The organism is Rhizobium sp. CF080, from assembly GCF_000282095.2.
Lineage (GTDB): Bacteria > Pseudomonadota > Alphaproteobacteria > Rhizobiales > Rhizobiaceae > Neorhizobium.
Window position 1 is genome coordinate 131,711 of record NZ_AKKC02000011.1, and the last position, 24,357, is coordinate 156,067.

The 24,357-nt window shown below is 62.0% G+C and carries 26 protein-coding genes and 1 pseudogene; 16 read left to right on the plus strand and 11 right to left on the minus strand.

Annotated features, from left to right (window positions below; translation table 11 throughout):
* Positions 1-109 precede the first annotated feature (109 nt).
* The 9 genes from PMI07_RS24655 to PMI07_RS24695 form a co-directional block, all read right to left on the minus strand.
* Positions 110-1,282 (minus strand): alpha-D-ribose 1-methylphosphonate 5-triphosphate diphosphatase, encoded by a 1,173-nt coding sequence (locus PMI07_RS24655; protein ID WP_007764586.1) that lies wholly within the window; start codon positions 1,280-1,282, stop codon positions 110-112.
* Positions 1,269-2,015 (minus strand): ATP-binding cassette domain-containing protein, encoded by a 747-nt coding sequence (locus PMI07_RS24660; RefSeq protein WP_024164116.1) that lies wholly within the window; start codon positions 2,013-2,015, stop codon positions 1,269-1,271. The genes PMI07_RS24655 and PMI07_RS24660 overlap by 14 nt, the downstream gene beginning before the upstream one ends.
* 12 nt (positions 2,016-2,027) lie before the next feature.
* On the minus strand, positions 2,028-2,852 hold the full coding sequence (locus tag PMI07_RS24665) for an ATP-binding cassette domain-containing protein (RefSeq protein WP_007756906.1): 825 nt from the start codon (positions 2,850-2,852) through the stop codon (positions 2,028-2,030).
* Positions 2,849-3,763: an alpha-D-ribose 1-methylphosphonate 5-phosphate C-P-lyase PhnJ gene (locus tag PMI07_RS24670; RefSeq protein WP_007756904.1), complete on the minus strand. Its 915-nt coding sequence runs from the start codon at positions 3,761-3,763 to the stop codon at positions 2,849-2,851. Before PMI07_RS24670 ends, PMI07_RS24665 begins: the two co-directional genes overlap by 4 nt.
* Positions 3,760-4,857, minus strand: a complete 1,098-nt coding sequence (locus tag PMI07_RS24675) for a carbon-phosphorus lyase complex subunit PhnI (protein ID WP_007756903.1) — start codon at positions 4,855-4,857, stop codon at positions 3,760-3,762. Before PMI07_RS24675 ends, PMI07_RS24670 begins: the two co-directional genes overlap by 4 nt.
* The gene (phnH, locus tag PMI07_RS24680; protein ID WP_007756899.1) at positions 4,857-5,414 is read right to left on the minus strand and encodes a phosphonate C-P lyase system protein PhnH; all 558 of its coding nucleotides are present in this window, start codon (positions 5,412-5,414) and stop codon (positions 4,857-4,859) included. The genes PMI07_RS24675 and phnH overlap by 1 nt, the downstream gene beginning before the upstream one ends.
* Positions 5,414-5,872, minus strand: coding sequence for a phosphonate C-P lyase system protein PhnG (locus tag PMI07_RS24685; RefSeq protein WP_007756898.1), 459 nt, complete (start codon positions 5,870-5,872; stop codon positions 5,414-5,416). Before PMI07_RS24685 ends, phnH begins: the two co-directional genes overlap by 1 nt.
* Positions 5,865-6,656, minus strand: a complete 792-nt coding sequence (gene phnF / locus PMI07_RS24690; protein ID WP_024164117.1) for a phosphonate metabolism transcriptional regulator PhnF — start codon at positions 6,654-6,656, stop codon at positions 5,865-5,867. The genes PMI07_RS24685 and phnF overlap by 8 nt, the downstream gene beginning before the upstream one ends.
* Positions 6,657-7,000: 344 nt before the next feature.
* On the minus strand, positions 7,001-7,237 hold the full coding sequence (locus tag PMI07_RS24695; protein ID WP_007759323.1) for a BrnA antitoxin family protein: 237 nt from the start codon (positions 7,235-7,237) through the stop codon (positions 7,001-7,003).
* A gap of 362 nt (positions 7,238-7,599) precedes the next feature.
* Between PMI07_RS24695 and PMI07_RS24700 the strand changes: the two genes are divergently transcribed.
* From PMI07_RS24700 to PMI07_RS24770, 16 genes and pseudogenes are all read left to right on the plus strand, one after another.
* Positions 7,600-8,118 carry a DNA starvation/stationary phase protection protein gene (locus PMI07_RS24700; protein WP_007759324.1) on the plus strand — a complete coding sequence of 173 codons (519 nt, stop codon included), beginning with the start codon at positions 7,600-7,602 and terminating at the stop codon, positions 8,116-8,118.
* 110 nt (positions 8,119-8,228) lie between these two features.
* Entirely contained in the window at positions 8,229-8,618 is a 390-nt protein-coding gene (locus PMI07_RS24705; protein WP_007759325.1) for a RidA family protein, read from the plus strand.
* A gap of 157 nt (positions 8,619-8,775) precedes the next feature.
* Positions 8,776-8,922 carry a DUF1127 domain-containing protein gene (locus PMI07_RS34520; protein ID WP_007759327.1) on the plus strand — a complete coding sequence of 49 codons (147 nt, stop codon included), beginning with the start codon at positions 8,776-8,778 and terminating at the stop codon, positions 8,920-8,922.
* Positions 8,923-9,730: 808 nt separating this feature from the next.
* Positions 9,731-10,459, plus strand: coding sequence for a septum site-determining protein MinC (minC, locus tag PMI07_RS24710; RefSeq protein WP_037088181.1), 729 nt, complete (start codon positions 9,731-9,733; stop codon positions 10,457-10,459).
* Between the two features lie 31 nt (positions 10,460-10,490).
* Entirely contained in the window at positions 10,491-11,306 is an 816-nt protein-coding gene (gene minD / locus PMI07_RS24715; RefSeq protein ID WP_007759329.1) for a septum site-determining protein MinD, read from the plus strand.
* Positions 11,303-11,563, plus strand: a complete 261-nt coding sequence (gene minE / locus PMI07_RS24720) for a cell division topological specificity factor MinE (protein WP_007759331.1) — start codon at positions 11,303-11,305, stop codon at positions 11,561-11,563. The genes minD and minE overlap by 4 nt, the downstream gene beginning before the upstream one ends.
* Positions 11,564-11,701: 138 nt before the next feature.
* Complete coding sequence (locus PMI07_RS24725; protein ID WP_024164118.1) at positions 11,702-12,685, plus strand: LysR family transcriptional regulator; 984 nt, start codon at positions 11,702-11,704, stop codon at positions 12,683-12,685.
* Positions 12,686-12,827: 142 nt separating this feature from the next.
* Positions 12,828-14,342, plus strand: a complete 1,515-nt coding sequence (locus PMI07_RS24730) for a class I adenylate-forming enzyme family protein (protein ID WP_007760222.1) — start codon at positions 12,828-12,830, stop codon at positions 14,340-14,342.
* A 21-nt stretch (positions 14,343-14,363) separates the two neighbouring features.
* The gene (locus PMI07_RS24735; protein WP_007760224.1) at positions 14,364-15,179 is read left to right on the plus strand and encodes a creatininase family protein; all 816 of its coding nucleotides are present in this window, start codon (positions 14,364-14,366) and stop codon (positions 15,177-15,179) included.
* Positions 15,180-15,183: 4 nt separating this feature from the next.
* Positions 15,184-16,815, plus strand: coding sequence for a CocE/NonD family hydrolase (locus tag PMI07_RS24740; RefSeq protein ID WP_007760226.1), 1,632 nt, complete (start codon positions 15,184-15,186; stop codon positions 16,813-16,815).
* Positions 16,805-17,830 carry an ABC transporter ATP-binding protein gene (locus tag PMI07_RS24745; RefSeq protein ID WP_007760228.1) on the plus strand — a complete coding sequence of 342 codons (1,026 nt, stop codon included), beginning with the start codon at positions 16,805-16,807 and terminating at the stop codon, positions 17,828-17,830. Before PMI07_RS24740 ends, PMI07_RS24745 begins: the two co-directional genes overlap by 11 nt.
* 21 nt (positions 17,831-17,851) lie before the next feature.
* Positions 17,852-18,901, plus strand: coding sequence for an extracellular solute-binding protein (locus PMI07_RS24750; RefSeq protein ID WP_007760231.1), 1,050 nt, complete (start codon positions 17,852-17,854; stop codon positions 18,899-18,901).
* A complete protein-coding gene (locus tag PMI07_RS24755; protein ID WP_007760233.1) occupies positions 18,898-20,586 on the plus strand; it encodes an ABC transporter permease subunit in 1,689 nt (562 codons plus the stop codon). Before PMI07_RS24750 ends, PMI07_RS24755 begins: the two co-directional genes overlap by 4 nt.
* Positions 20,587-20,637: 51 nt before the next feature.
* Positions 20,638-21,291 (plus strand): annotated as a pseudogene (locus PMI07_RS24760) (IS3 family transposase); the annotation flags it as partial.
* Between the two features lie 228 nt (positions 21,292-21,519).
* Positions 21,520-22,320: a hypothetical protein gene (locus PMI07_RS24765; protein ID WP_155956635.1), complete on the plus strand. Its 801-nt coding sequence runs from the start codon at positions 21,520-21,522 to the stop codon at positions 22,318-22,320.
* Positions 22,321-22,369: 49 nt separating this feature from the next.
* Positions 22,370-22,900, plus strand: coding sequence for a hypothetical protein (locus PMI07_RS24770; RefSeq protein WP_007760239.1), 531 nt, complete (start codon positions 22,370-22,372; stop codon positions 22,898-22,900).
* An 84-nt stretch (positions 22,901-22,984) separates the two neighbouring features.
* Here the strand turns inward: PMI07_RS24770 and PMI07_RS24775 are convergent, their stop codons facing one another.
* Positions 22,985-23,182, minus strand: coding sequence for a hypothetical protein (locus PMI07_RS24775; protein ID WP_007760241.1), 198 nt, complete (start codon positions 23,180-23,182; stop codon positions 22,985-22,987).
* 468 nt (positions 23,183-23,650) lie between these two features.
* Positions 23,651-24,337, minus strand: coding sequence for a hypothetical protein (locus PMI07_RS24780; protein WP_007760243.1), 687 nt, complete (start codon positions 24,335-24,337; stop codon positions 23,651-23,653).
* Positions 24,338-24,357 lie beyond the last annotated feature (20 nt).

Sequence of the window (24,357 nt, forward strand, 5' to 3'; positions counted from 1 at the left end):
TAGGATGGTCTCGTCAAGTTATACATTCGGATATTTCGAATGACCTCGGAAACCTTCTGAAATCATTCGCAAAAAAGACCGGCCTGAAGCCGGTCTTGATCTTTTTGTCTCAAGCGGCGCGCCTGATATGTGCAAGTGCGCCGTCGGAATAGACCTGGCGTCCGCGGCTGAAGGTGGCCCTCACGCGCGGCATGCGGCCCTGTTCGGCGATCACCAGATCGGCCCGCAGGCCGGGCTCGATGGCGCCCCGGTCAGTCAGGCCGAGAGCTGCGGCAGGATTGGAACTGACGAGTGCTGCGGCGGCCGGCAATCCGCCCTGTCCGACCTCGGCCAGCGCCAGGATGGCGGGGAGCATCGCTGACGGGTGATAGTCGCTCGCGAGCATGTCGAGGACGCCGCTTTCATAGGCTTCTCGGGCGGAAAGATTGCCGGAATAGGACAGGCCGCGCAGCGCATTCGGGGCGCCCATGGCAGTGGAGATGCCGAGCCGCCGGGCTTCCACGGCCGCTGCCATGGTGACCGGAAATTCGCTGATGCGGGTCTGCAATCCATGCACCACGGCGAGCTTTTCGACCGTGTCGTCGTCGTGGGAGGCGAGCGTCACGCCATGCGCCTGGGCGGCGGCGGCAACGGCTGCGATATTGTCCATCGCATCGGTGTTCTCCGCGCGCTTTTCGATGCGCTGGCGAACGGCTTCGGCGGCCTGTTCCGGCGTCAGCTTGTGGTTGCGGGCAACCGTTTCGATGTGGCGCTCGACATCGCGGTACTGACCCTGGCCCGGCGTGTGATCCATCAGCGAAATGAGATCGAGAGACCCTATGCGCAGCAAATCCTCGATGACGGTCCGGGCCTTGGTGAAGGTGATCTCGAACCGTGCATGGACCCGGTGGTCGACCAGCAGGTCGTTTTCCCGAAGCGCGGTGATCGTGTCGATGATCGCGCGGGAATGTTCCTCGGAGCGAATATGTCCATAGCTGCTGTTGGCGTGGAAGGAGAGGGCGGCATAGGCGGTGGTGATGCCGCTGCTCGCAAGCTTCTTGTCCAGTTCGAGAATGCCAAGTTCCAGCGGGAAACGAACATTCGGGCGCGGTTCGACCTCGCGCTCCACCATGTCGCCATGCATGTCGACGAAACCCGGCAGAAGCAGTCGGCCGTCGCCGGACATGTCGGGCGAGGCCACCGGCTCGTCGCGAACTTCGACGATCAGCCCGTCCTCGATCCGCACCGCCCCGCGCGGAACAACCCGGTCGCGCAGGACCACTTCGAAATCACTCAGCCACATTGTTCTCTCCATCGGCAATCGTTTTGACTTCAAGGCTAATTTCACGGTCGATCAGATCGGCGACGTCGTCCGGATGGTGGAAGACGCCGATCATCGCGACGCCGGCCGCCTTCAATTCGGCAAGCCGCGAGACCAGCGCGTGCCGGGCGTTCCTGTCGAGCGAGGCGGTGGGCTCATCGAGGAAGAGCAGGCGCTGCGGCAGGATCAGCGCACGGGCGAGATTGACCTTCTGCTGTTCGCCGCCGGAAAATGTGGAGGGATAGGCGGCCCAGAGCTCCGGCTTGACGCCGAAGGCGGCGAGCCAGCGGCGGGCTTCCTCAATTGCCTGCGCATAGGAGGTTCCGGCCAGCCGCAGGGGCTCGGCAACCAGTTCCTCGGCGGCGACGCGCGGGCGGGCCTGCAGGAACTGCGTCACGAAACCGATCTCGCGGCGGCGCAACAGGGCGATATCGACATCGGCCGCCAACGCGAGATCAATGATGCCTTCCCTGGTGTGGTAGAAGGCGTGGCCGGCACGCGGCAGATAGGATCGGTAGAGCGTGCGCAGCAGCGTCGATTTGCCGGCGCCGTTCTCACCCTTCAACAGGATGAATTCTCCCTCGCGCAGCTCGAAGCCGACGTTTTCGAAGGCGAACAGCGTGCGGTTGAGGTGATGCATCTCGAAATGCTTGGCCAGGCCCTCGACGGACAGGACGAGCGGGGAGGCGGACATCAAAGGCGTGTGCATGTTCATGATGCCGTCTCCTCAAAGTTTCGCGTGGACGAGCTGCTGCGTGTATTCATGCTGCGGATCCTGGAAGATCTGGTCGGCGAGACCCTGCTCGACCACATCGCCATTGCGCATCACCATGACACGGTCGGCCATCGTGCGGATGACACCGAGATCGTGGGAGACGATGACCATGGTGATTCGCCGTTCGCGCTGCAGCCGCTTCAGCGTATCGAGCACCAGCGCCTGGACGCTGACGTCGAGGCCGGTGGTCGGCTCGTCGAGGAGCAGCAATGCCGGTTCGAGCGCAATCGCCTTGGCGAGCTGGACGCGCTGCTGCATGCCGCCCGAAAGCTCGGAGGGCCTGGCATCCATGCGGGAGATCGGAAATTCCGAGGCGTCGAGCGATTCCTTCGCCCTTGCCCGCAGCACCGCGAAACTGCGCTCGCCGGCCATCAGCAGCCGTTCGGCGACATTGCCGCTGCTGGTATTGTTCATCCGGAGCCCGAGATGCGGGTTCTGGTAGACGATGCCGATATGGCGGGCGCGCAGCATGCGGCGCGAGAAGCGATCGAGCGTGAAGAGGTTGAGGTCTTCCTGGCCGGGAAGGGCGAGGTGGTATTCGCCCCGGTCCGGCATGTCCTCGAGATTCATCATCCTGAGCAGTGTCGACTTGCCGGAGCCGGATTCGCCGACGATGCCGAGCACTTCGCCGGGATAGACGGTGACGTCGACGCCGCGCAGCGCCCGCACGTCGCCAAAGCTCTTTTCGATGCCGGTCATGGTCAGGATCGGGTCTGCGAGCATCAGCCGCGGCGGCTGGCGTTCCAGCGCTGCGTTCATGGAAGAAGCGGGTGTCATCGTTCGAGCCTGCCTTCGCGGTAGTAGGTTTCGCCGAGGGTGACCGGTTCACCCTCCTGCCGGCGGATGTGCTTGACGCCGTATTGGCTGTCGGAGACCTCGAAACTCGAGGAGCCGTCGTCCTGCGGCAGTTCGTTCATGAAGAACCCGGTGACGCCCGAGCGGTAGCAGGTCTTGTCGGCATGATCCTCGATCCGGTAGGGCACGTCGTCGAAAACGAGCGGTTCGACCCGGGTATAGGGTGGCACCGCGTGGATGCGCTTTTCGCGGCCGGCCGAAAGAATGGTCAGGTTGGCGGCCATGTGCATTTTCGGCACGTCCCAGCGGGGGATCGGCGAGGGGGTCATGACGTGGCGGCCGTTGACCATGCTCGGATAGGACGATCCCTGCATGATGCGGCCGGAGCGGACGAGCTGTTCATAGAGCGTCAGCCAGAGCTGGCCGTAATCGGCATCGCCGTGCATGATGCGCGCTTCCGACATGTCCGGCTGGACGGGGCGCAGCGGTTCCGGATTGGGGACCTGCAGGACGAGGATCTGATCCTCGCGCAGCTTTTCTTCCGGAATGCGGTGGCGCGACTGGATGACGTCAGCTTCCATCGTGTCGAGTGTTTCCCTAGCCGAGCTGACACGGCGCAGGAATTTGCGGATGCTGCTGGCATTGACGGAATCGTCGGCGCCCTGGTCGATCACCTTGACGACCGAGCTGGGCTTCAGGAGCGTCAGCGTCACCTGCAGGCCGCCGGTTCCCCAGCCGCGGGCGATCGGCACTTCGCGGCTGGCATAGGGGACCTGATAGCCCGGAATGGCGATGGCCTTCAGGATGCGGCGGCGCATCTCGCGCTTGGCGGACTGGTCGAGGAAGCCGTAGCTGAAGGCTTCCCAGGGTTTGGTCAGTTGATCGAGTTTCACGATATTGCCTTTTCGAGTTCGGCCGGCTTTGCCGCGCCGGCTGCGGGAGCGCCGGCCTTGTTGGCAGCTTGGTCCGCCTTGACCTTGCGAAGCGCATCGAGGCTCGACTGGAAGGTCACGTAATGCGGCAGCTTGAAGTGGATGCAGAAGCCCGAGCTCTCGACCGGTTCGGTGTGATAGAGCACGAATTCCTCGTTGGAGGCCGGATGCGGCTTCTCCTGGCTGGAAGCGAGATCCAGGGAGGCGGCGGCGATCACCTTCACCTCGTTCCAGCCGAAGGTGGCGGAAAATCCGAGCTGCAGGTTCTTGGCCTTGGAGATGATCTCCGCCTGGCTGACGCGGACGCGGCCGGTGCTGAACAGCGTTCCGCGCGGGTGGCGGATCCGCACCTCGGCCTCGCCGAGCCTGAGTTCGTTGACGGTCGGATGGGTATTTCCATACCCGCGCATGGTCGCATAACCCAGCGCCAGGGTCCCGCCGGTATCGGCGCGAGCAAGGCTCTGAAGTTTGTGGGCGCGGCTTGCCGGGAAGAGCAGCGGCTCGCGGGTGACGTCCGGGATTTCGTCGAGCAGTACGTGTTCGGCGGGCGGATCGGCGATCAACCCCTGCGCCTTCTGCCAGTCGGCGAGCGAAGGCTGCGTCGCCGGGGCTGGAGTGTTCGCCAGTTCCACGGCTTCGGGAACGAAATCCTCGCCGCTCAGTACCCCAACGTTCAGAAGCCGGTGCGAGTAGTCGAGCGTTGGCCCGAGAATCTGGCCGCCGGGAATATCCTTGAAGGCGGCAGAGATGCGGCGGACGGTGAAAAGCTCGTCCTGCCGGACCGGTTCGGCGATCGTTATCCGCGGCTGGGTGGTGCGGTAGGCGCGTAGCAGCAGCACGGCTTCATAGAGATCGCCGCCGGATTGGGCCAGCGCCAGTGCGGCCAGTTCCGGGGCGTAGAGCGAGGCTTCGCCCATCACCCGGTCGAGCAGATAGGGCAGGCTCTCGGCGATCGCGTCGACGCGTGCCTTGTCGATCCGCCCGAGATCTTCCCGGTAGAGCCGTTCGGACTGTTCGATCGCGCGTTCGCCGCCGCGCGTTGCAACATAGGCCATCAGAGCACCTCGATTTCGGTTGAACGGGGAAAACCGACCAGTCGGTCGCCATCGGTAAGGTAGAGGTCCCAGCCGAGCGGATAACGGGCGGCTTTGCTGCGCAGGGCCCAGAACGAGGGATCGACGCCGCCGATCGCGATATCGAGCGAACCGTTGACGCCGGGGCCGGAGAGCCTGAGCCGAGTACCGGAGCCGGTGGCCCCGCCGATGACCGCCGGCGCAAAAATGGTCGCCGAGGCATCCGGATAGAGGAGGTTGCCGACAAGCAGGTCCGAAAGGTCAGAAAATTGCAGGCCGTTTTCGAGCGAGATGAAGACATATTCGGCTTCGGCGATCGGCACGGCCTGCGCTCCGGTCGCGGCGATTCCCTCCTTGAGCGCCTCATCGCAACAGAAGAAGGTGCATTCGCGGTCGAGCAGGCTTTCGGCGAGCGCGAGCATGCCGGGAAATGCCAGGGTCTGGACCAGGCCCGGACGGGCAAGGCCCCACATCAGGGCGTCGAACGTGGCATTGGCACGGATGTCCTCCGCTGTCGGAACAAGCAGGGTCTGCGTCATCAGAAGGTCTCCATGCGCACGCGGGTGGACTCGACCTTGCGCAGCCGGGTCTCGTCGGCCTGCGCCTGCAGCCGTTGCTCGTCGGCGAGGAAAGTCCGGATTTCAGCAAGGCCGATGCCGGCAGCCATGCAGGCGTCGATGACGGCCATGGCCATCGACTGTTCGAGGTCGCGGCCGATGACGGCGCCATACCCTTCGACGCCTCGTTCCGGCAGACGGATATGAGCCTCGGACATCAGCACTTCGCCGAGATGGAAAGCCGTGTTCTGAACAGTATCGACATAGGGCAGCATCGCCAGGCCGGTGCGGCTGACGGCAACTTCGATCGGTCCGAGTTCATCGATATGGGTTTCCGCGAATGCCTTGATCGCTTCGGGGCGCGAGCGCGCCAATATGTCGAGCGCTGCGGCGTGGCTGAAGCCGTCCGCCGAGGCGCTTGTCTCGGGTGTCTCAATCATCATGTTGTCCTTTCGCGGATCCCGTCGGCGGCTGGTCCGGGAGCTCATTCTCGATGGTGAATTGCACCCGTTCGCCGGCCCAAACCGTCTCGGAATAGGCGATCGGGCGGCCTTCCATGTCGACGTCGGTCTTCTGGACCACCAGAACGGGTTGTTGCGGAGACTGGGCGAGAAGCTGAGCTTCCTCACCGATGGGGCGGCGGGTGAGGATGGTCGTGGTCTGGCGCAGATAGTCGGGGATGCCGAAGGCGGCGTAGATCAGAGTGACCGACTCGCCCGCGCGGCGGCGCAGGTGCATGTTCGGGAAGCGCTCTGCGGGATGGTAGGAATGGCCGAGGCTGATCGGCACGTCATCGGCAAAACCGCGCCGGACGATCATGTAAACCTTGGCGCCGGCCTCCAGTTCGAGGGCTGCGGCGACGGCCGGCGGTGCGACGATTTCGGCTTCCGTGACCGGCTGTCCGGACGGAGTGCGGCCCTGATCGAGCAGGTTCTTCCGGAAACGGGTCCGGCGGGCGATGTTGTAGGTGATGACCGAATGTTCTTCGACGAAGGTGCCGCGGCCCTGTTCGACACGGATTTTCCCGGCCGCTGCCAGTTCCGAGATGGCGCGCCGGACGCTGTGGCGGCCGACGTTGAACTGGTCCATCAATTCGGTTTCGGTTGGCAGGCGGTCGCCGGGCGAGAGCGTTCCCGAGGCGATGCCGAGGCTGATCTCCCGTTCGACGAGTTGCCACTGGCCGGAGCGCGCCTTCATGAGGGCCGGATCTTGATCCTGTATCATTCGGATGAATCCCAAATTCATTCGGATGACTTTTTATAGCGGAGCGCGGTGACAGTTTTATGTAGCGGCCGCCGGTGGTGGCCCGATTTGCCGAATTGTTAGCGTGGGTCCGCAGAGCTTTGAACGGAGTCCGTGCTCGTCGCGGATTGTGATCCGTTTGGGATTGAATTACGGATCGGCCAGATGGTTCGGTTCGCTTAGAGGCCGGGTGCTGGCGAGCTTGTTGCGGATAAGCGGAGTACCGAAAAATCCTCGGCAAAGCGCTGGTATCTTCGGCTCCTTGGCGAGATCATATCGCCTTTCAGGCGGCGCACGCGATGTGTACCGTGTCCGCCCTTCTTCGCTCAGTCCTTGTCGTTCATCGCCGCACGAAGCGTGTCGTTGATGCGGTCCTGCCAGCCGGGACCATCCTCCTGAAAATGGGCGAGCACGTCGCTGTCGAGCTTCAGGGACACGAGCTCCTTGACACTCGGTGGTGCGCGCCGCTCGACGGCGGGGGCAGGGGCTGCCTTCTTGGCCGGCGCAAACAGAGCCTCTGCGGCCTCGAGCGGATTGACGGGCCGGCGCGGGGGACGTGTCATGATTATCTCCGTAGTCAAAGCGGGCGTGCTCATCGTCGCAGCTCAGGTCTGTAAACGTGGCTCCCTGTTCGAACTATCAGTAAGCCTGGTGAAATAGCAATCACGGAGCAGGGCGCTCAGAGGGAAGGGGCATCACCAATCGGGGCATGTGGGCCGCACTGGCATCCGCGAACCTCGGAAACGGGCTATGGGATTTCCGGTCTTGGTCGTATAACCGTGCTCGATCCCGAGAACGCTCTTCCGCGCACGCCAGTTGACACGCGCGATCTCCGCTGATCGTCCGCAGGATCAGTACTGTTCCACTGGCCTCGGTCAGAGTCCGAAGTCCTGAAACCCATCCGTCTCACCCAAGGAGAACGACCATGGACCGCACTGCAGTTGAAAGCCGCCGCAAGGCATCGTTGAACACCCCGTCAGATCTGCCCTCCAACGCCACCACCGATATTGCCGGTGCGCTTGCGGCGCTGCTTGCGGATACGTTTGCGCTTTACCTCAAAACCAAGAATTTTCACTGGCATATGAGCGGTCCGCATTTTCGCGATTACCACGTGATGCTCGACGAACAGGGCGAGCAGATTTTTGCCATGACCGACGCGATTGCCGAACGTGCGCGCAAGATCGGCGGCACGACCATCCGTTCGATCGGCCATATCGGCCGTCTGCAGCGCCTTCTCGACAACGACGCCGATTTCGTCACTCCGCGCGACATGCTCGCCGAGCTGAAGGACGACAATCAGCAGCTCGTCTCGTTCCTGCGCCAGGCCCACGAAGTCTGCGCCGAACATAACGACGTGGCCACCACGAGCCTGCTGGAAGTCTGGATCGACGAGACGGAACGCCGCGCCTGGTTCCTGTTCGAGACGACGCGCGACGCCGAATAGGTCGTTCGGCAATCGAGATCTATCAAGGAATATCAGCGGCAGCGGTATCGCTGCCGCTGATTGTCGCGATCACCATCTCATTCATCGTTCAAAACCGGTACGGGCATTTCATGTTTCAGGATTTCTCTTCCATCATCCAGCGTTTCGGTGTCGGCAGCCGAGGAAGTTCGGCTGTCGTGCATCAAGGCACCGGTTATTTCGCCGTGACGCCTCAATCGCCCTATGACGGTGATCTGAGCGTCGCCGAACAGACCCGGCAACTGCTCGCCAAGGCCGAAATGCGGCTTGCCGAGATCGGCAGCGCCAAGCAGGGCCTGATCTTCTGCGCGATCATGTTGGCGGACATGGACGGCTATGCCGAAATGAACGAGGTCTGGGACGCCTGGGTTTCGGGCATGGCCCCGCCCGCCCGGGCCTGTTTCGAGGCGCGGCTTGCCAATCCCAACCTCAAGGTCGAGATGATCATGGTGTGCGCTGCGGCATCGGCCAGCGCGAAATAGCAGGCACATTTGCAAGACCCTTGCGCATCTTGCATGGGTGCCGTGAGGCTTTGTCGCTTTTCCAGGCAGGTGGGGAGGACTATATCCCTGTCATCGAACGACGCCGGAGCCAAGAACGGTTGCTGACGTCAGACAGTCTCAGGAAAGGGACCCGATCATGAACGTAGCACGCTCTTTCAACAACTGGCGCAAGTATCGTCAGACCGTCACCGAACTCGGCCGTATGACCAGCCGCGAACTGCAGGACCTCGGCATCGACCGCGCCGATATCCGCAACGTTGCCCGTGCAGCCATCGGTCGCTGACCGCGATATTTATGCATGGAATTGCAAGACGCCCGCCATTGCCGCGGGCGTTTTCGTGTCGGAAGGTTTTGGCAGACCGGCCGTCTTCAGTGCGGGCATGTGGTTCTGGTATGCAATTTTCGTATAGCTGCACTGCAACATAATGACTATCAAGCGGGCCGGATCGCTGTATAGTCATATTTATCGAAGCAATGCACCTCCTCCCGCAGAGCTTCGTGTTATCAGGCGGCCCACTCCTCCTCCCAGGGACGTCTGTAGGAATAGCGGCACTCCTCCTCCCAGCCGCTGTTCGGTTCTTTTCGGAAAGCCTGCCGCACCTCCTCCCGCGGCAGGCTTTTTCGTTTTGGGGCTGATGGTTTTCCAGAATTCACAATTGCGCGCGTTTGACCGGGCCTGCTTGCGCAGGTTCCGGTGCCATTGATTCTTGCCTGAAAATGCGAGGGCGGAGTGAGCCGGCTATCGCGGTGTTGCCGGCAAGGCGGCGTCGGCTGGAAAAAGCCTTCGATTCGCGCAGCGCGACTAAGGATTCGTGCCGAAAGATCGAATCCCGTGTGGCCACCCAGATACGCGGCCACCACCGAAAGCGCCACGAGAGATGAGGCGGTCCAGCGCATATCGGTCTTGTTGCCCGGCCCTGTTCCTCCTCGGGGCCGGTCTTCTCCTCATCCTGAAGGCCATGTCCGCTGCGGTAAGCCCAACAAGCAAGAACATCGTAGTGATCGGTTAAAATCAGGCGCTCCGCAGGGCCCTTATTTACCCTTTGTTAACCATGTCAGGGCTAAAAACGATCAACGATTTCTTAACGCAGATGACCAAAATGCTAACGGACGCTCGATCTATCCGCATCAAGGGCCGCTCATTTCTGGCGGTCGTCCTTGCCCCCGATCTTCCCTTCGACGACTGGCTTGTCAGGCTGGATGACCTGGCGGCGCGTTCCGCGGGTTTCTTCCTGGGCCGGCCGGTCGTGCTGGACGTAAGCGACCTGCCTATCGACCGCGCTCAGTTGAAGGAGCTCATCGCAGAGCTTGCCGGGCGCAATGTCAATATCATGGGGATTGAAGGCGGTCGGCCTTCGATCCTGGGGCCTGGCATGCCTCCGGCGCTCAAAGGCGGCCGGCCGGTATCCGACGAGGCCGTCGCCAAGGAGCCGATCATCGAGCTGCACAACAGCGAGCCGAAGCCGTCGGTGCCCGAGGCGCGTCCGACCTTGCAGTCCGTCGTCATTCGCGAGCCGGTGCGGTCGGGACAATCGGTGATCTTTCCCGAAGGAGACGTGACGATCATCGGATCGGTCGCCTCGGGAGCTGAAATCATCGCCGGCGGATCGATCCATATCTACGGGACCCTGCGCGGCAGGGCCATGGCGGGATCGCTCGGAAACGCTTCGGCGCGCATCTTCTGCCGCAAGCTCGAGGCGGAGCTGCTGGCAATCGACGGCATCTACAAGATGGCGGACGACATGGCCCCCGGCCTTCGCGGACATTCGGTCCAGCTTTGGCTCGAAGGGGATTCGATCATGGCAGAGAAACTTATTTGAGCCGAAACCGGCCAGCAAACAGGAGAGCAAGATGGGGAAAGTCATCGTAGTCACTTCAGGCAAGGGCGGGGTTGGCAAGACGACCTCGACTGCCGCACTTGGAGCGGCTTTGGCGCAGCGAAACGAGCGGGTGGTCGTCGTCGATTTCGACGTCGGGCTGCGCAATCTCGACCTGGTGATGGGCGCCGAGCGTCGGGTTGTCTACGATCTGATCAACGTCATTCAGGGCGAAGCCAAGCTCACGCAGGCGCTGATCCGCGACAAGCGGCTGGAGACGCTGTTCCTGCTGCCGGCATCGCAGACGCGCGACAAGGACAACCTGACGCCCGAGGGTGTCGAGCGGGTCATTACCGAGCTGAAGCGGGTCTTCGACTGGGTCATCTGCGACAGCCCGGCCGGAATCGAGAGCGGTGCCACGCTCGCCATGCGCCACGCCGACATGGCGGTGGTCGTCACCAACCCGGAAGTCTCGTCCGTCCGCGACTCGGACCGTATCATCGGCCTGCTGGATTCGAAGACGATGAAGGCCGAGCGGGGCGAGCGCATGGAAAAGCACCTGCTTCTGACGCGCTACGATTCCAACCGCGCTGAGCGGGGGGATATGCTCAAGGTCGAGGACGTGCTGGAAATCCTGTCCATCCCGCTGCTCGGCATCATCCCGGAGAGCATGGACGTGCTGCGTGCCTCCAATATCGGTTCGCCCGTCACCCTGGCGGACGCTCGCAGCGCTCCGGCCATGGCCTATTTCGAAGCCGCACGCCGGCTTGCAGGAGAAGTTCTGCCGATCACGATCCCCGGGGAGAAGCGAGGGATATTCGGCAAGATCTTCGCACGGAGGGCCGCATGACGATATTCAATCTCTTCCGCAAACAGCGCTCCGCACCGACGGCGCGTGAACGCCTGCAGGTGCTTCTAGCCCACGAGCGTTCGTCGAACGGCTCGGACCTCGTATCCTTGCTTCGCGAGGAGATCCTTGCGGTGATCGCCAAGCACGTGCAGGTCGACAGCGACAAGGTGCAGGTCAAGATGGATCGCGACGAGAACGTCACGATCCTCGAGATCGACGTCGAGATCCCATTGGGTGCCGTCAGCCAGGCCGCCTGAGCCAGTGGCATTCCGCCGGATCTGATTTTTGAAACGCGGGCGATCGAGGTCGTCCGCGTTTGCGTTTTTGTCTGATACTGGCGCGCCTGGCACGTCGCTTGCTTCGGGAAAGGGTTGTCCCTGCAGGAGAAAACGGCCGTGTACGCGAACATCAATCCCTCGATCGACGTCAGGTTGCTGCGCACCACCTATCTGGTGCTCAGGGAGCGCAATGTCTCCAAGGTCGCGGTGCTGCTCGGGCACAGCCAGCCCGCGGTCAGCGCCTGCCTCAAGAAGGCGCGCGAGATTTTTGCCGATCCGCTTCTCGTGCGCAGCGGCCAGAAACTGGTACTGACCGAGCGGGGCGAAGAGGTGATGGCGTCGATCGCCACCATGCTCGAAGGTCTTCTCGATACGCTCAACCGCAGCAGCCAGTTCGATCCAGGCATGGTGCATAGCCGGATGCGGATCGCCGCGGTCAACTGCTTCGGGACCTTCCTCATTCCGCCGATCGCGACGAGCATCCGACGGGAAGCGCCGGGCATATCGGTCGATTTCTTCGCGCCGTCCGAGCAGAGCGACCTGATCGAGGACCTCGGCTCGGGCCGTGTGGACATGGTCATCGGCAACTGGCCGGCGCCGCAGCAGAGCCTGAAGTCGACGACGCTTCTGCATTGCGACATTGCCTGCGTGGTGCAGAAGTCGAACCCGATTGCCAAGCGCGGACGCCTTTTCCTGGAGGACTATCTCGATGCCGACCATGTCTCGCCGACGCCCGGCTCGAATGCCGTCTACAGTCCCATCGACGGCCGGCTGGCGCAGCTCGGGATGCGCCGCCATATCGCCATGTCGGTCCCTGAATATGCGCTGATCCCGGCAATCCTCGCCGAAACGGACCTGATCTTCACCACCGCGCGGCCCTATGCCGAATATATCGTCGCCAACGCACCAACCGATCACCTGCAGCTCGTCGAGGCGCCGCGGGAGTTCGACCAGATGAACCTCTATCTTCTGTGGCACGAGCGGGCTCACAACAGCGGCGCCAACCGGTGGCTGCGCAATGTCATCCGCACCGTCGCCCGTCGTTTCGACCAGACGCTTCATCCGTTGCCATCGGGAATCCCGCTTCGGGCGGTCTCTTGAGGCGTACCAAGTATAAGCAAACGGATATACCCGCTATCGACGGCCATGGCATTCACCCACGCAATAAATTTGCCCATGCTGCAGGCAGGATTTTTGTCTGCCGAAGAATTGGGCAGAATGATGTAGTGCCGGGGAATTTCAGATGTTGATGCACACTCTTCTCGTGGATGGCGCCAATCGCGATCCCGACCACGCCTGCTTTCACTGGGTCGATCGCGACAAGAGCCTGACCTATGCGCAGGCCGTCAATGCGATGGAACGGGCGGCGGGCGCACTGCACAGTTTTGGCGTCAAGCCAGGCGACCGGGTGACGATATTTGCCCATAACGGCATGGACTATCTGACCATGATGCTCGGCTGCTGGCGGCTCGGGGCCATTTCAGCCCTCGTAAACGTCAAGTTCGCCGACGAACTTGCCTATTATTTCGGCGATCACCAGCCGACCGTGGTCGTTTATACACACGACAAACATGAGCAGGTCAGTGCGGCCGCAGCCGGCGTGCCGACGATCCGGGCATTGATCTGCATGGATGGGCCGCAGCCGGGCGCTCACTCGCTGCCCGAACTGATGGCCGCCGCCCTGTCAGCGCCGGCCGATCCGGGCAACGAGGATGCCATCGCGCATCTTTCCTACACGTCCGGAACGACCGGCAAGCCGAAGGGCGCCTGCCTCAAGCACGAACCGACGGTGCGGGCGACACGCTGCATCGCCGAGCGGCTGCAGATCACTGCGGACGACGTCTCCTTCGGCCCGAGCGCGCTGTCGAGTTCCTATCAGCTGGTCGGCAACCTTCTGCCGCAGCTTTCGCGTGGTGCGGCGATCAACGTCATGGGCCGCTGGACGCAGACGACCGGGTTCGATGCGCTGGAAGCCCGCGGCGCCACCATGCTGATCGCCAATCCGCCGATCCTGACCGAGGTGCTCAACGAGGCGGCGATCCGCGGCCATGCGCCTTCCAAGCTGCGCATGAGCATGTCCGGTGGCGGTCCGGTTCCGCCGGTGCTGAAAGCAGGCTGGCAGGAAAAGCTGAAGCTGCCGCTAGTAGAAAGCTACGGCCAATCCGAGCTCGGCGGTTTCGTGGCGCTCGGTTTCCCGAAGCTCGATGCCGCCGACATGGAGACCCGTCGTGCGGGCATGCCGCTACCGGACAAGGAGGTCCGCATTCTCAATTCCGACGGCACCGAACTTCCCTGCGGCTCGGTCGGCGAAATCGCGCTCCGCGGCGGCTTCATGTGGGGTTACTGGGGCAAGCCCGAAAAGTCCGCCGAGACGCTGCGCGACGGCTGGCTGTGGACCGGCGATATTGGCACGATGGACCGGTGCGGCTTTGTCACCATGATGGGACGTCGCTCCGAGCTTCTCGAAGTCGGTGGCAAGACCTGGTACCCGCGCGACGTGGAAGAGGCGCTTTCGACGGTTGATGGCATCGAGCAGGCGGCAGTCGTCGGCGTGCCCGATGCGGCGATGAAGACCCGGCCGGTTGCTTTCGTGCAGGCCGCCGCAGCCGTCGACGGCGAGGCCGCCAAGGCGCAGATCGCCGCGACCGTTCCCTATGACCTGTCGGTCATGACGGTCATTTCGCTGACCGAACTTCCCATGACCCCCACCGGCAAGATCGCCAAGGCGGAGCTCGCGGCACGCGCCGCGGCGGCCTGAGCGACAATCAAGGACATGACCATGAAACTGAAATCGCATTGGTGGTGGGATCATACGGCACGGGATTTCTCCGAATTCGAGATGGAGAAGTTCGTGGCGATCCTGCCGATCGCCGCCGTCGAGCAGCACGGGCCGCATCTGCCGGTGCGCGTCGATGCCGCGATCAATGCCGGCGTCGTTGCCCGCACCGTCGAACTGATGGAAAACGACCTGCCGGTGCTGGTACTGCCGATGATGCCGGTCGGCAAGTCGGTCGAGCATACCGCCTATCCGGGCACGCTGACCTTCAACTACGACACGCTCGCCAAGATGTGGTTCGAGCTCGGCGAGAGCGTCAACCGCGCCGGCTGCCGCAAGATCATCTTCGTCAATTCGCATGGCGGCCAGCCGCAGGTGATGGACATCGTTTGCCGCGAGCTGCGCATCAAGCTCGACATGTTCGCCGTCAGCGCCTGGGCGAGCGCCGGTGCCGATTTCTCGGATCTGTTCAGCGCCCACGAGATGAAGCACGGCATCCATGGCGGCGAGGCGGAAACGAGTGTGATGTTGCATCTGCATCGCGAACTGATCGATATGCAATATGCCGAGGATTTCGTGCCGGTCTCCGTCGAGCTCGAAGCGGCTGGCGGGTTGCTGATGCCGGAAGGCCGGATCGGTTACGGCTGGCAGACCCAGGACGTACAGCCCTCCGGCGCCTGCGGCAATGCGGCCGCCGGCGATGCCGAGCGCGGCCGGCTCTATGTCGAGCGCAGCGCCGCCAACCTCCTGAAGCTAATCAAGGAAGTCCTGGATTTCCCGCTCGACCGGATCACCTCGAAAACCATGTACAGGGGCTGATCAGTTGACGACACCCCGCGCACCATACGGCGTTGCCGGTCCCGAAAGGGGCGAGCTTCTGCTCGATGACGGTGTCGTGTTGGTGTCGGATATCTATCGTCCTCAGGGGGAGGGCAGGTTCCCGGTGCTGCTGATGCGCCAGCCCTATGGACGTGCCATCGCCTCGACATTGGTGCTCGCGCATCCCTCCTGGTACGCCGCGCATGGCTACATCGTGATCATCCAGGATGTGCGCGGCTGCGGCGATTCCGGCGGTATCTTCGAGGCCTTTGTCAGCGAGATGGCCGATGGTGCGCGCACGCTCGAATGGGCGGTCGCATTGCCGGGAAGCAACGGCAAACTCGGCCTCTACGGCTTCAGTTACCAGGCGGTGACACAATATTTTGCCGTAGCCGGCAAGGGGAGCGTGCGGCCGGATGCGATCGCGCCCTCCATGGGCTCCTGGATGCCGCGCGACGACTGGGCCTATGAGGGCAATGCCTTCCGGCTCGGGCTCAACGCCGGTTGGGCGGCGCAGATGGCGCGGCTGACGGCGGCGCGGCGCGAGGATGCCAGGACCTATGCGGAGATCGGCGCCGCCGGGGACGATGCGGCCCTTCGGGACCTGCTTGTCTCGCGGCCCGACATATCGCATCTCGCCAAGTGGGTGGTGGACGATAAGGAGTATTGGGACGCGGTATCGCCCGGCGTGCTGCTGGCCGATGATCCGCTGGACATCCCGGTTCTCCATACCGGCGGCTGGGCCGACTTCCTGCTTCAGGGCACATGGGCTGCCGATGCTGTATTCAGGGCAAAGCATCGAGACAGCACCCATCTGATCATCGGTCCCTGGGCGCATGCGCCCTGGAATCGCGCAGGTGGTGCCACGGACATGGGGCCGGATGCGGAATTCTCGATCGACCGCGCGCAGCTCGCCTTCTTCGATTTCTATCTCAAGGGTTTTGGCGAGCGGCCGCAACCCGTGAGGCTCTTCGACATGGGGCGGCAGCGCTGGCTTAGTTTGGACAACCGGCCAGAAGCGGAGGACGCCAGTTTCTTCCTCTCCTCGTCGGGTCTCGGCGCTGCCATGGTGAGCGACGGCAGCCTTCTGCTGGAGAACGGCGCGGAAGCCCGCGACACCTTCGTCCACGATCCCACCCGCCCGACGCCGCTCGTCGGCGGTCATCTAGGCACCCCGGCTGGTTTTGCCGACCGCAGCGGCCACGATAACCGCGCCGATGTCGCCGTCTATACCAGCGCACCCTTCGAAGCGGCGAAATCCTATATCGGCGAGGCTTTGGCCGAGATCGAGGTCGAGGCGCTGTCCGAAGGTTTCGATCTCTGCGCGACGCTATCGCTCGTTGGCCCATCGGGAGAGGCGAGGGTGCTCAGCACCGGTTATGCGCGCCTCGCAGGCGGTGGGCGAATTTCGGTGCGCGTCAGCCTGCGCCCGGTCTGCGTCACCGTTTCGGAAGGTTTTGCCTTGCGGCTTTCGCTGCAGGGCGCCGGTGCGCCCGTCTTCGAAGTTCATCCCGGCGACGGCCCGTTCGCTTCCGTGCCCGAGATGGCCCGCCGACCCATCACCATTTCCATCTGCCATGGCGGGACGACCCGTTCCCGCCTGATCATGCCCGAGGCTCCCGACAATGTCGCATAAGCACTACCTGACGCTCGACAACATCACCGCCACCTACGGCGATTCCGTCGCCGTCAGCGGCCTCACGATCGAGGTCGCCAAAGGGGAGCTTCTGTCGCTGCTCGGGCCGTCCGGCTGCGGCAAGACGACGACGCTGCGGATGATCGCCGGCTTCGTGCAGCCATCGGAAGGGCGCATCATCCTCAACGGCGAGGATATCAGCAGGCGCCCGGTGCATACCCGCAATATCGGCGTCGTCTTCCAGTCCTACGCGCTGTTTCCGCATCTGACCGCGCTCGACAATGTCGGCTTCGGGCTGCGCATGCGCCATGTAGGCAAGGCGGAATGCCGGGCGCGCGCCGCCGCCGCACTCGATACGGTCGGGCTCGGCGCCTATTACGATCGCTATCCGGGCCAGCTTTCCGGCGGCCAGCAGCAGCGCGTGGCGCTTGCCCGCGCGCTGGTGATCGAGCCGGACGTGCTGCTCCTCGACGAGCCGCTGTCCAATCTCGACGCCCATCTGCGCGCCGACATGCGCACCGAAATCCGCACGCTGCAACAGCGGCTTGGCATCACCACGGTGTTCGTCACCCATGACCAGCAGGAAGCGCTTGCCATGTCGGATCGCGTGGCGGTGATGAACAAGGGCCTGCTCGCCGAGATCGGCACGCCGGTTGCGCTCTGCGACCGGCCGCATTCGCCGTTCACCGCATCTTTCCTCGGCGCCCGCACGGTGATCGAGGGGAGGACAGAGAACGGCGTGTTCACCGCGGCGGGCCTCACCTGCGAAGGCGCACCGGCGAATGCAACTCGCCTCGTCCTGCGCGCCTCGCGCCTCAGGCTCTCAGACGGGCCGGGGCCGCTGCATGTCTCCGGCACACTCGTCAACGCAGCTTTCCTCGGCGACACCTATGAAGCCGATATCCAATCCGCATGCGGCACGATCCGCCTGATCGTGCCTTCGGATATGCCGCCTCCGCCCCTCGGGACGCCGTGCAGCATCCAGACCCAGCCGGGTGGCGCCACATTCATCTGACCGAAAAAGGGGAACCAAGAAATGACTCTCTCGCGTCGTACATTCAATAAGCTGATTGCCGGTGCCGGCCTTGCCGCGCCGTTCCACATCATCCGTCCCGCCTCCGCGCAGGAGCCCAAGAAGGGCGACGAACTCGTCGTCGGCATCTGGGGCGGGGCGCAGGAAAAGATCGTCAAGGAACATGTCGAGAAACCGCTGGTCGAGAAATACGGCTGCAAGATCAGCTATGTTCTCGGCGGGACCGGCGATCGCCGCGCCCGCGCCTATGCCGAGCGCGGCCGCCCGAGCTTCGACGTTCTCTACCTCAACATCTTCGAAAGCCGGCAGGCCGTGAAGGACGGTGTTACCCAGGCGCCGACGCCGGCCGTCAAGAACTTCGAGGCTCTTTATCCGAGCGCGCGCAAGGGCGGTTACGGCGTTGCCTTCAACCCCTGCACGATCGTCTATGACAAGACCAAGGCGTCGAAGCCGATCACCTCGTGGAAAGACATGTGGAACCCGGAATGGAAGGGCCGCATCGCCTGGCCGGACGGTCTCGGCGCCGAAGGCATCTCCGCGCTGATGATGGCTGCCCGCGTCTGGGGTGGCGATGAAAAGAACGCCGACATCGCCTTCGAAAAGGTCAAGGAACTGAAGCCGTTTGCGGCGATCCAGGGCAGCCAGGCGCAGCTTTTCGAAATGTTCGACCAGAAGCTCGCCGATCTTTCGGTCGAATTCGGCAGCTTCACGCAATCCTATGTGGAATCGCGCAACCCCAATATTGCGATCGCCACCCCGGTCGAAGGCCAGGCGCTTTCGATGAACGTTGCCTGCATTACCGAAGGCACGAAGAACCAGAAGCTCGCCGAAGAGTGGATCAACCTGCATCTCTCCGAGCCCTGCATGCTCGCCTATGCACGCCAGATCTACTATTCGCCGACCGTCAGCAACATCACGGTCCCGGACGACCTCAAGCCGAAGCTGGTCCTCGGCGATGCCGATGTCGCCAAGCTCGTCGATTTCGATTGGGACGTGATCAATGCCAGCCGCGCCAAGTGGCAGGCGAAATACGATCGGGAGATCGCGGGATGAACCGTTGGATCGGGCCGGCGCTTGCAGCGCCGGTCACCCTTTGGCTGCTTCTATCCTTCGCGGCGCCGATGTTCGTGGTACTCGTGCTCTCCCTGCACGAGTATCCCGATCCTTTCGGCCCGCTGTTCATCGCGCCGTCGATCGCGCAGTTTCGGGACATCGCATCGGACGGCTTCTATTTCGGCGTCGTCTCCGAAACCATCCTGCTCGGCCTCGGTGTTACCGTCATCACGGCGCTTCTCGGTTATCCGCTCGCCCACTGGCTGGCCCGGATGCCGGTGAAATACCGCGCGGCCGCATTCGCCGTCATCCTCATTCCGCTGCTCACCAATGTGGTGGTGCGCTCACTCGGCATCATCCTGCTGCTGGCACCGGAAGGGCTGATCAATTCGGTCACCGGCCTCATCGGCATCCCGCCGGCGAGATACATGCTGTTCACCCATGGCGCGGTCGCCGTCGCGCTGGCGCAGGTCTTCCTGCCATTCATGGTGCTGGCGCTTTACGACAACCTGCAGAACACTTCGCCGCGCGTGCATGAGGCCGCCCAGAGCCTCGGCGCGTCGCCCGCGGTCCGGTTCCTCACGGTGGACCTGCCGCTTTCGCTGCCCGGCCTGCGCTCCGGCACCGTCATCGTTTTCCTGATGGCGACCACGGCCTATGTGTCCGCCTCGCTGCTCGGCGGCAAGAAGGTCTGGACCACGGGCATGCTGGTGCTGCAGGAGGCGATCAAGAACCTCAACGCGCCGCTTGCCGCAGCACTTGCGATCATCATGACCGTGACCGGTCTCGCGTTTGCGGCGCTCTGCGCCTATCTCCTCAACCGCCTCATGCCGTGGCTGAAGGGCAAGCCCAGCAATCCGTGGAGCATTCCGCGCTGGGTCGTGCCGGTCATCGACATTCTCGGGCCGATCGTTTCGAACCTGCTGCTTGCCACCTCGCTGCTGCTCCTGCTTCTGCCGCTGGTGCTCGTCTGCATCCAGAGTTTCAACGACGTGCCGCAGGCGACCGCGTCCGGTTTCCGCGGCTTCACGCTGAAATGGTACGAGGCGGTGTTCTTCGCCGGGACCTATGCGGATGCCTTCTGGGTGTCGGTGCGGCTTGCCGTCACCTCGATGCTGGTGGCGCTGGCGCTCTCGTTGCCGGCGGCGTTTGCGCTCGCCCGCTACCCGTTCAAGGGCCGCTCGGCGCTTCTGACCTTCTGGCTGCTGCCGATGTCGCTGCCGCATGTGGCGATCGGCGTCGGCATGCTCAGGCTGCTGCAGATCTACCTGATCATCCCGCCCTTCCTCGGTCTCGTGGCGATCCACGTGATCGTCATCCTGCCCTTTGCGATCACGCTGCTGACCACCTCGGTCATGGGGCTCGACCGGGCGCAGGAAGAGGCGGCGGCGAGCCTGGGGGCAAGCCCGGCGCGGCGGTTCTTCCTGATCATCATGCCGGGCCTAGCGCCGGGACTGTTTGCGGCCGGCATCGTCGGTTTCCTCCTGAGTTTCGGCGAGGTGACCGTGACGAGCTTCCTCACCACCGCCCGCCTGACGACGCTGCCGGTCCGCATCTACGCTGAATCCACCTTCAGCCTGGAGCCGACCGCGCATGCCATCTCGGCCGTGCTGATCGTCTTCACGGTCATTGCGCTGGTGCTGGTGGGCAGGGTGGTTCGTCTCGACCGTCTGTACGCACGGTGAATCGGAAACGATGACGGGCCGGCCCGCTTGACAGGCATACTGAAAACCAACGGTTATCGTCGTGTCCACGTCCTGCTCAGGCGCGACGGATGGCCCGTGAATCCGAAGCGAATCGATCGCCTTTACAAGGAGATGGACCTCCAGCTCCGCAACAAGGTTCCAAAGCGACGCGTCAAGGCGAAGCTGCGGGCCGACCGCACGGAGGCGACCCATTCCAACCATGTCTGGGCGATGGATTTCGTTCATGACCAATTGGCAACGGGCCGCAAGATTAGGGTACTGACAGTGGTCGATACGTTCTCGCGTTTCTCGCCGGCAGTCGATGCGCACTTCAGCTACCGAGGCGAGGACGTGGTTCAGACCCTTGAGCGGGTGTGCCGGCAGGTCGGTTACCCGGTCTCCATTCGTGTCGACAATGGCAGCGAATTCGTCTCGCGCGACCTCGACCTGTGGGCCTACCACAAGGGTGTTGTCCTCGACTTCTCGCGGCCTGGCAAGCCGACCGACAACAGCTACATCGAAAGCTTCAATGGCAAGTTCCGCGCCGAGTGCCTGAACGCTCACTGGTTCTTGAGCCCTGACGACGCGCGGTCGAAGATGGAGGATTGGCGTAGAGACTATAACGAATTCCGGCCACATAGCGCCATCGGCAACAAGGTGCCGATTTCGCTCATGGACGGCTCACCGGCCCCATGGCCGGGCTGAGCCTTAACCCCGGAAAATTCCAGCTCCCGCTGGCCGAAATTCGAGGAGCACCTCATAGTCAGTGATGAGGCGCGGGTGCGTCTTGTCGTCGGTCGCGGCAGTCGCCTCGCGGGGACGCTCGTATATTCCGACCGATACGACGCCTCTACTATAATCCTTTTGGTCGGGTTGCGAATGCCCCGTTTGGCCGGCATCCTACGGTTGCTTGGGGTCCGAGGATTAAGCCCGGTGTGGTACAAAATAGGCATTACTTTGATTTCGGTGTTCGGCCCGACCGCCGGTTGGGCTGATGACCTTCAACTCCTCTATCCCGATAACAATGTCTCCTCTCGACCCTTCATCGAATTCCGGGCCCGCGGGGGACGTTTAGATCCGCAACAGTCAAGTGTGGGACATACGTTCGTCTTGCTCGGGAGAGAGTATGATAACGGTCTGGCCGCGATCTATGGGGTTGGCGGATTTTATCCGAAGCATGGTGATAAAACATCAGCTGAGGTTTTGCACATGGTCCTCAGCAGCGGAAGCGTAAAATATACCATTGATGATTTGCGTGAAGACGAGCGCTTCAAAACGTACATCACACCGGAGCAAGAAACCAAAGTAAAATTCGTAATGAAAAACTGGAATACCAAAAAGTATTCTGTTGTATATCACAATTGTGTCGGGCTCGTGCGTGATGTCGCCAAATCGGTGGGATTAAATGTGCCCACCTTTGATGTACTTCATGTGGGCCGCGAATTTCCAGTCGAGTTTCTTCAACAATTACAAAAATCAAATCAGGAAAACTCTGCGGTAGAGGCCGGAAACAGGGAGGCTGACCGCATTCAACAGCAACGTGACGCCAGTATCGCAGAGGGCTCAAAGGTTAATGCCGATTGGAATGCTAAAGTGCGGAAATCTCAAGAGCGACGTAACGACATAGAAAGAGACAACAGGGCTCGGCAGTCCGTCCTACCTCCGCCCGGTTTACCCCGAGATGATAGGCCCGACATCTTTATGCAGGTGAATCCCCTTGAGCGGCCGAGATAATCTTTCGAGCCGTCATATGGACGAGTGTGAATCGTTGGAGGCTAAAATCATGCTCAGAAGGGCCGTCGTCGGAGCTGCCATTGCATTTGCAGCCCTAGCGGGCAGCAGTTCAGCCGCATATGCGCCGTTTCACAACGTAGGGCATCCTAATTGCCCTACAAATGATGGGAAAACCAAGTGGATAGACTTTATCTCCGGAAAGGTACCTGACGTGCCAGGTCGGAGAGCAGCTTTCTTCGGCGTCCAGTTCAGATTTGCCAAAAATCTGACCGATAGAAGCGGAATGGGCGCTCTCGACCCGGCTGCCTGTTACTCGGTGATGTTCAACAAGAACCGGCCAAAATTCGCCAACGGCTACGAGAGCTATAGGAATTGGAGCTACGACCGTATGAATAGGCCGGAGTACAAACAAGATAATCATAGGGCCGCGCTGCCAGGCGATCCTACCCAATACGAGTTGAACGTCGAAGGCATTATGTTTCTGTATAACGAGGCCGGCGAGATCTTCGATACTTCATCGCAAAAGGTCGGCCAACTTGTATGCTACACATCCAATGAGTGTGAGCGGTACCGGTATTGACCGTCCGACGCTCACGATGCTTGTCTCAAGGGAAATTGAACATCCAACAGCGGCAAATCACTAAAGAAATTAACCACGCGCAGCTCAGACACAAACGAGGCCTTTCTCGTTCAAAAAGTGCTCGATGCCGATCGGCGCCTCGGACGCGGTGAAATAGTGGATGGTGGAAAGGTCCAGCGCTTCCCAGGCCCGGTCTAAGCGGGTTGCGATACCCCCATTGCTCTTCGCGCTCCAGGCGCCGGTATGCCCTCCTGTTGTGGATCCGGCCAAGCCGACGATCACGCGATTTCAGCGTCTTCCTACGGCGCCGGAACTCCGGCGGCATGGCGTTCCAGCATTTGCCGCAGATGGTCTGCGTCGAGCCGGGGTACTTCTCCTGCGCGGCGGTGCCTCGCGGATTTCGCTGCTCGCATCAAACACAGCCATAAGTCAGCAAGAGCGGCGGGCGCACGGATGGTAACGTGGCCATTGCCAAGGGAATACGGCATCCTCGCAGCAGCTTGCAAACGTCCTGAATGCTACGGAAAGCCAGCCAAGAAGACGCTCGACCATGACGGCTTAGAGGCTGTGACCGTCTATATTAAGAAACAAGGGGAGTAGGAGGCATGACAGACTTTATCACGTTCGTGAACGTCCTCTGCTCACCCCTCTGCCTGCTCACCCCTCGCCGCCGTGTTCTGCGTTGGCGGCTGGTTCGGCGCAACGATGGTGGAGGGCGGTGGTGATTCAGATATTGACGAGAGCGGGCTTTCACCGCCCGTAGTAAATCTTGTCTGATAGCTCATTGTGATACTTCGGCGGGCATTTCGTCACCACACTCACTGACTTTGGTGCGTTGATTGAGGTTAGTTGGTACTGGCAAAAGAGTACGCCCACACGAACATTGATGCCCTCCGACAAAGCGAGTGCGATCGTTTTTTTGCTCCCATCATCGAGTCCGGTGGTAAAGGTCGGTATTCCTCCCTTCAGATTGTCCAAGGTAAAATAGGTATCCCCATACAACGGAACCGTTTGGGACGGGACCATCTCGAAGGTGCTAACGACCATCTCATGCATCTTCAATTCAGCCTGAAGCCGTGTCACGTCCCCTTGTACCGCCCGTTTTTCGGCTTCAAGGAGGCGTTTCCGGCCCTCAAGTTCAGCCCGTTCCATCATCGCCTGGTCGAACATGCCTTTCTGGAGCCGAAGCTCTGTTTCCAGCGCACTGATACGCGACATTGCCACAACGGATGCGTCAGGCGCGGTGGCAGAGCCGTAGGCGGCACCCGCAACAGCAGCGGCGACAACAAAAATGCCGGTAATGATGGTGGCAACCAGGGGATGTTTTGCAAGCTCGGCAATAACACCCGTTTTTGCGGGCTTCATCGGGTCGTCGCCCGGCCCCTTGATTTCGGATTCTTGCGGTCCTTCATGTCCTTCTGGACTATCGTTAGGCATCAGTCCCACCATCTCTGATA

Bases quoted from the DNA above. Each gene is read 5' to 3' on its own strand.
- PMI07_RS24655 (WP_007764586.1), bottom strand. From the start codon at position 1,282: ATGTGGCTGAGTGATTTCGAAGTGGTCCTGCGCGACCGGGTTGTTCCG.
- PMI07_RS24660 (WP_024164116.1), bottom strand. From the start codon at position 2,015: ATGAACATGCACACGCCTTTGATGTCCGCCTCCCCGCTCGTCCTGTCC.
- PMI07_RS24665 (WP_007756906.1), bottom strand. From the start codon at position 2,852: ATGACACCCGCTTCTTCCATGAACGCAGCGCTGGAACGCCAGCCGCCG.
- PMI07_RS24675 (WP_007756903.1), bottom strand. From the start codon at position 4,857: ATGGCCTATGTTGCAACGCGCGGCGGCGAACGCGCGATCGAACAGTCC.
- phnH (WP_007756899.1), bottom strand. From the start codon at position 5,414: ATGACGCAGACCCTGCTTGTTCCGACAGCGGAGGACATCCGTGCCAAT.
- PMI07_RS24685 (WP_007756898.1), bottom strand. From the start codon at position 5,872: ATGATTGAGACACCCGAGACAAGCGCCTCGGCGGACGGCTTCAGCCAC.
- phnF (WP_024164117.1), bottom strand. From the start codon at position 6,656: ATGATACAGGATCAAGATCCGGCCCTCATGAAGGCGCGCTCCGGCCAG.
- PMI07_RS24695 (WP_007759323.1), bottom strand. From the start codon at position 7,237: ATGACACGTCCCCCGCGCCGGCCCGTCAATCCGCTCGAGGCCGCAGAG.
- PMI07_RS24700 (WP_007759324.1), top strand. From the start codon at position 7,600: ATGGACCGCACTGCAGTTGAAAGCCGCCGCAAGGCATCGTTGAACACC.
- PMI07_RS24705 (WP_007759325.1), top strand. From the start codon at position 8,229: ATGTTTCAGGATTTCTCTTCCATCATCCAGCGTTTCGGTGTCGGCAGC.
- PMI07_RS34520 (WP_007759327.1), top strand. From the start codon at position 8,776: ATGAACGTAGCACGCTCTTTCAACAACTGGCGCAAGTATCGTCAGACC.
- minC (WP_037088181.1), top strand. From the start codon at position 9,731: ATGACCAAAATGCTAACGGACGCTCGATCTATCCGCATCAAGGGCCGC.
- minD (WP_007759329.1), top strand. From the start codon at position 10,491: ATGGGGAAAGTCATCGTAGTCACTTCAGGCAAGGGCGGGGTTGGCAAG.
- minE (WP_007759331.1), top strand. From the start codon at position 11,303: ATGACGATATTCAATCTCTTCCGCAAACAGCGCTCCGCACCGACGGCG.
- PMI07_RS24730 (WP_007760222.1), top strand. From the start codon at position 12,828: ATGTTGATGCACACTCTTCTCGTGGATGGCGCCAATCGCGATCCCGAC.
- PMI07_RS24735 (WP_007760224.1), top strand. From the start codon at position 14,364: ATGAAACTGAAATCGCATTGGTGGTGGGATCATACGGCACGGGATTTC.
- PMI07_RS24745 (WP_007760228.1), top strand. From the start codon at position 16,805: ATGTCGCATAAGCACTACCTGACGCTCGACAACATCACCGCCACCTAC.
- PMI07_RS24750 (WP_007760231.1), top strand. From the start codon at position 17,852: ATGACTCTCTCGCGTCGTACATTCAATAAGCTGATTGCCGGTGCCGGC.
- PMI07_RS24755 (WP_007760233.1), top strand. From the start codon at position 18,898: ATGAACCGTTGGATCGGGCCGGCGCTTGCAGCGCCGGTCACCCTTTGG.
- PMI07_RS24770 (WP_007760239.1), top strand. From the start codon at position 22,370: ATGCTCAGAAGGGCCGTCGTCGGAGCTGCCATTGCATTTGCAGCCCTA.
- PMI07_RS24780 (WP_007760243.1), bottom strand. From the start codon at position 24,337: ATGCCTAACGATAGTCCAGAAGGACATGAAGGACCGCAAGAATCCGAA.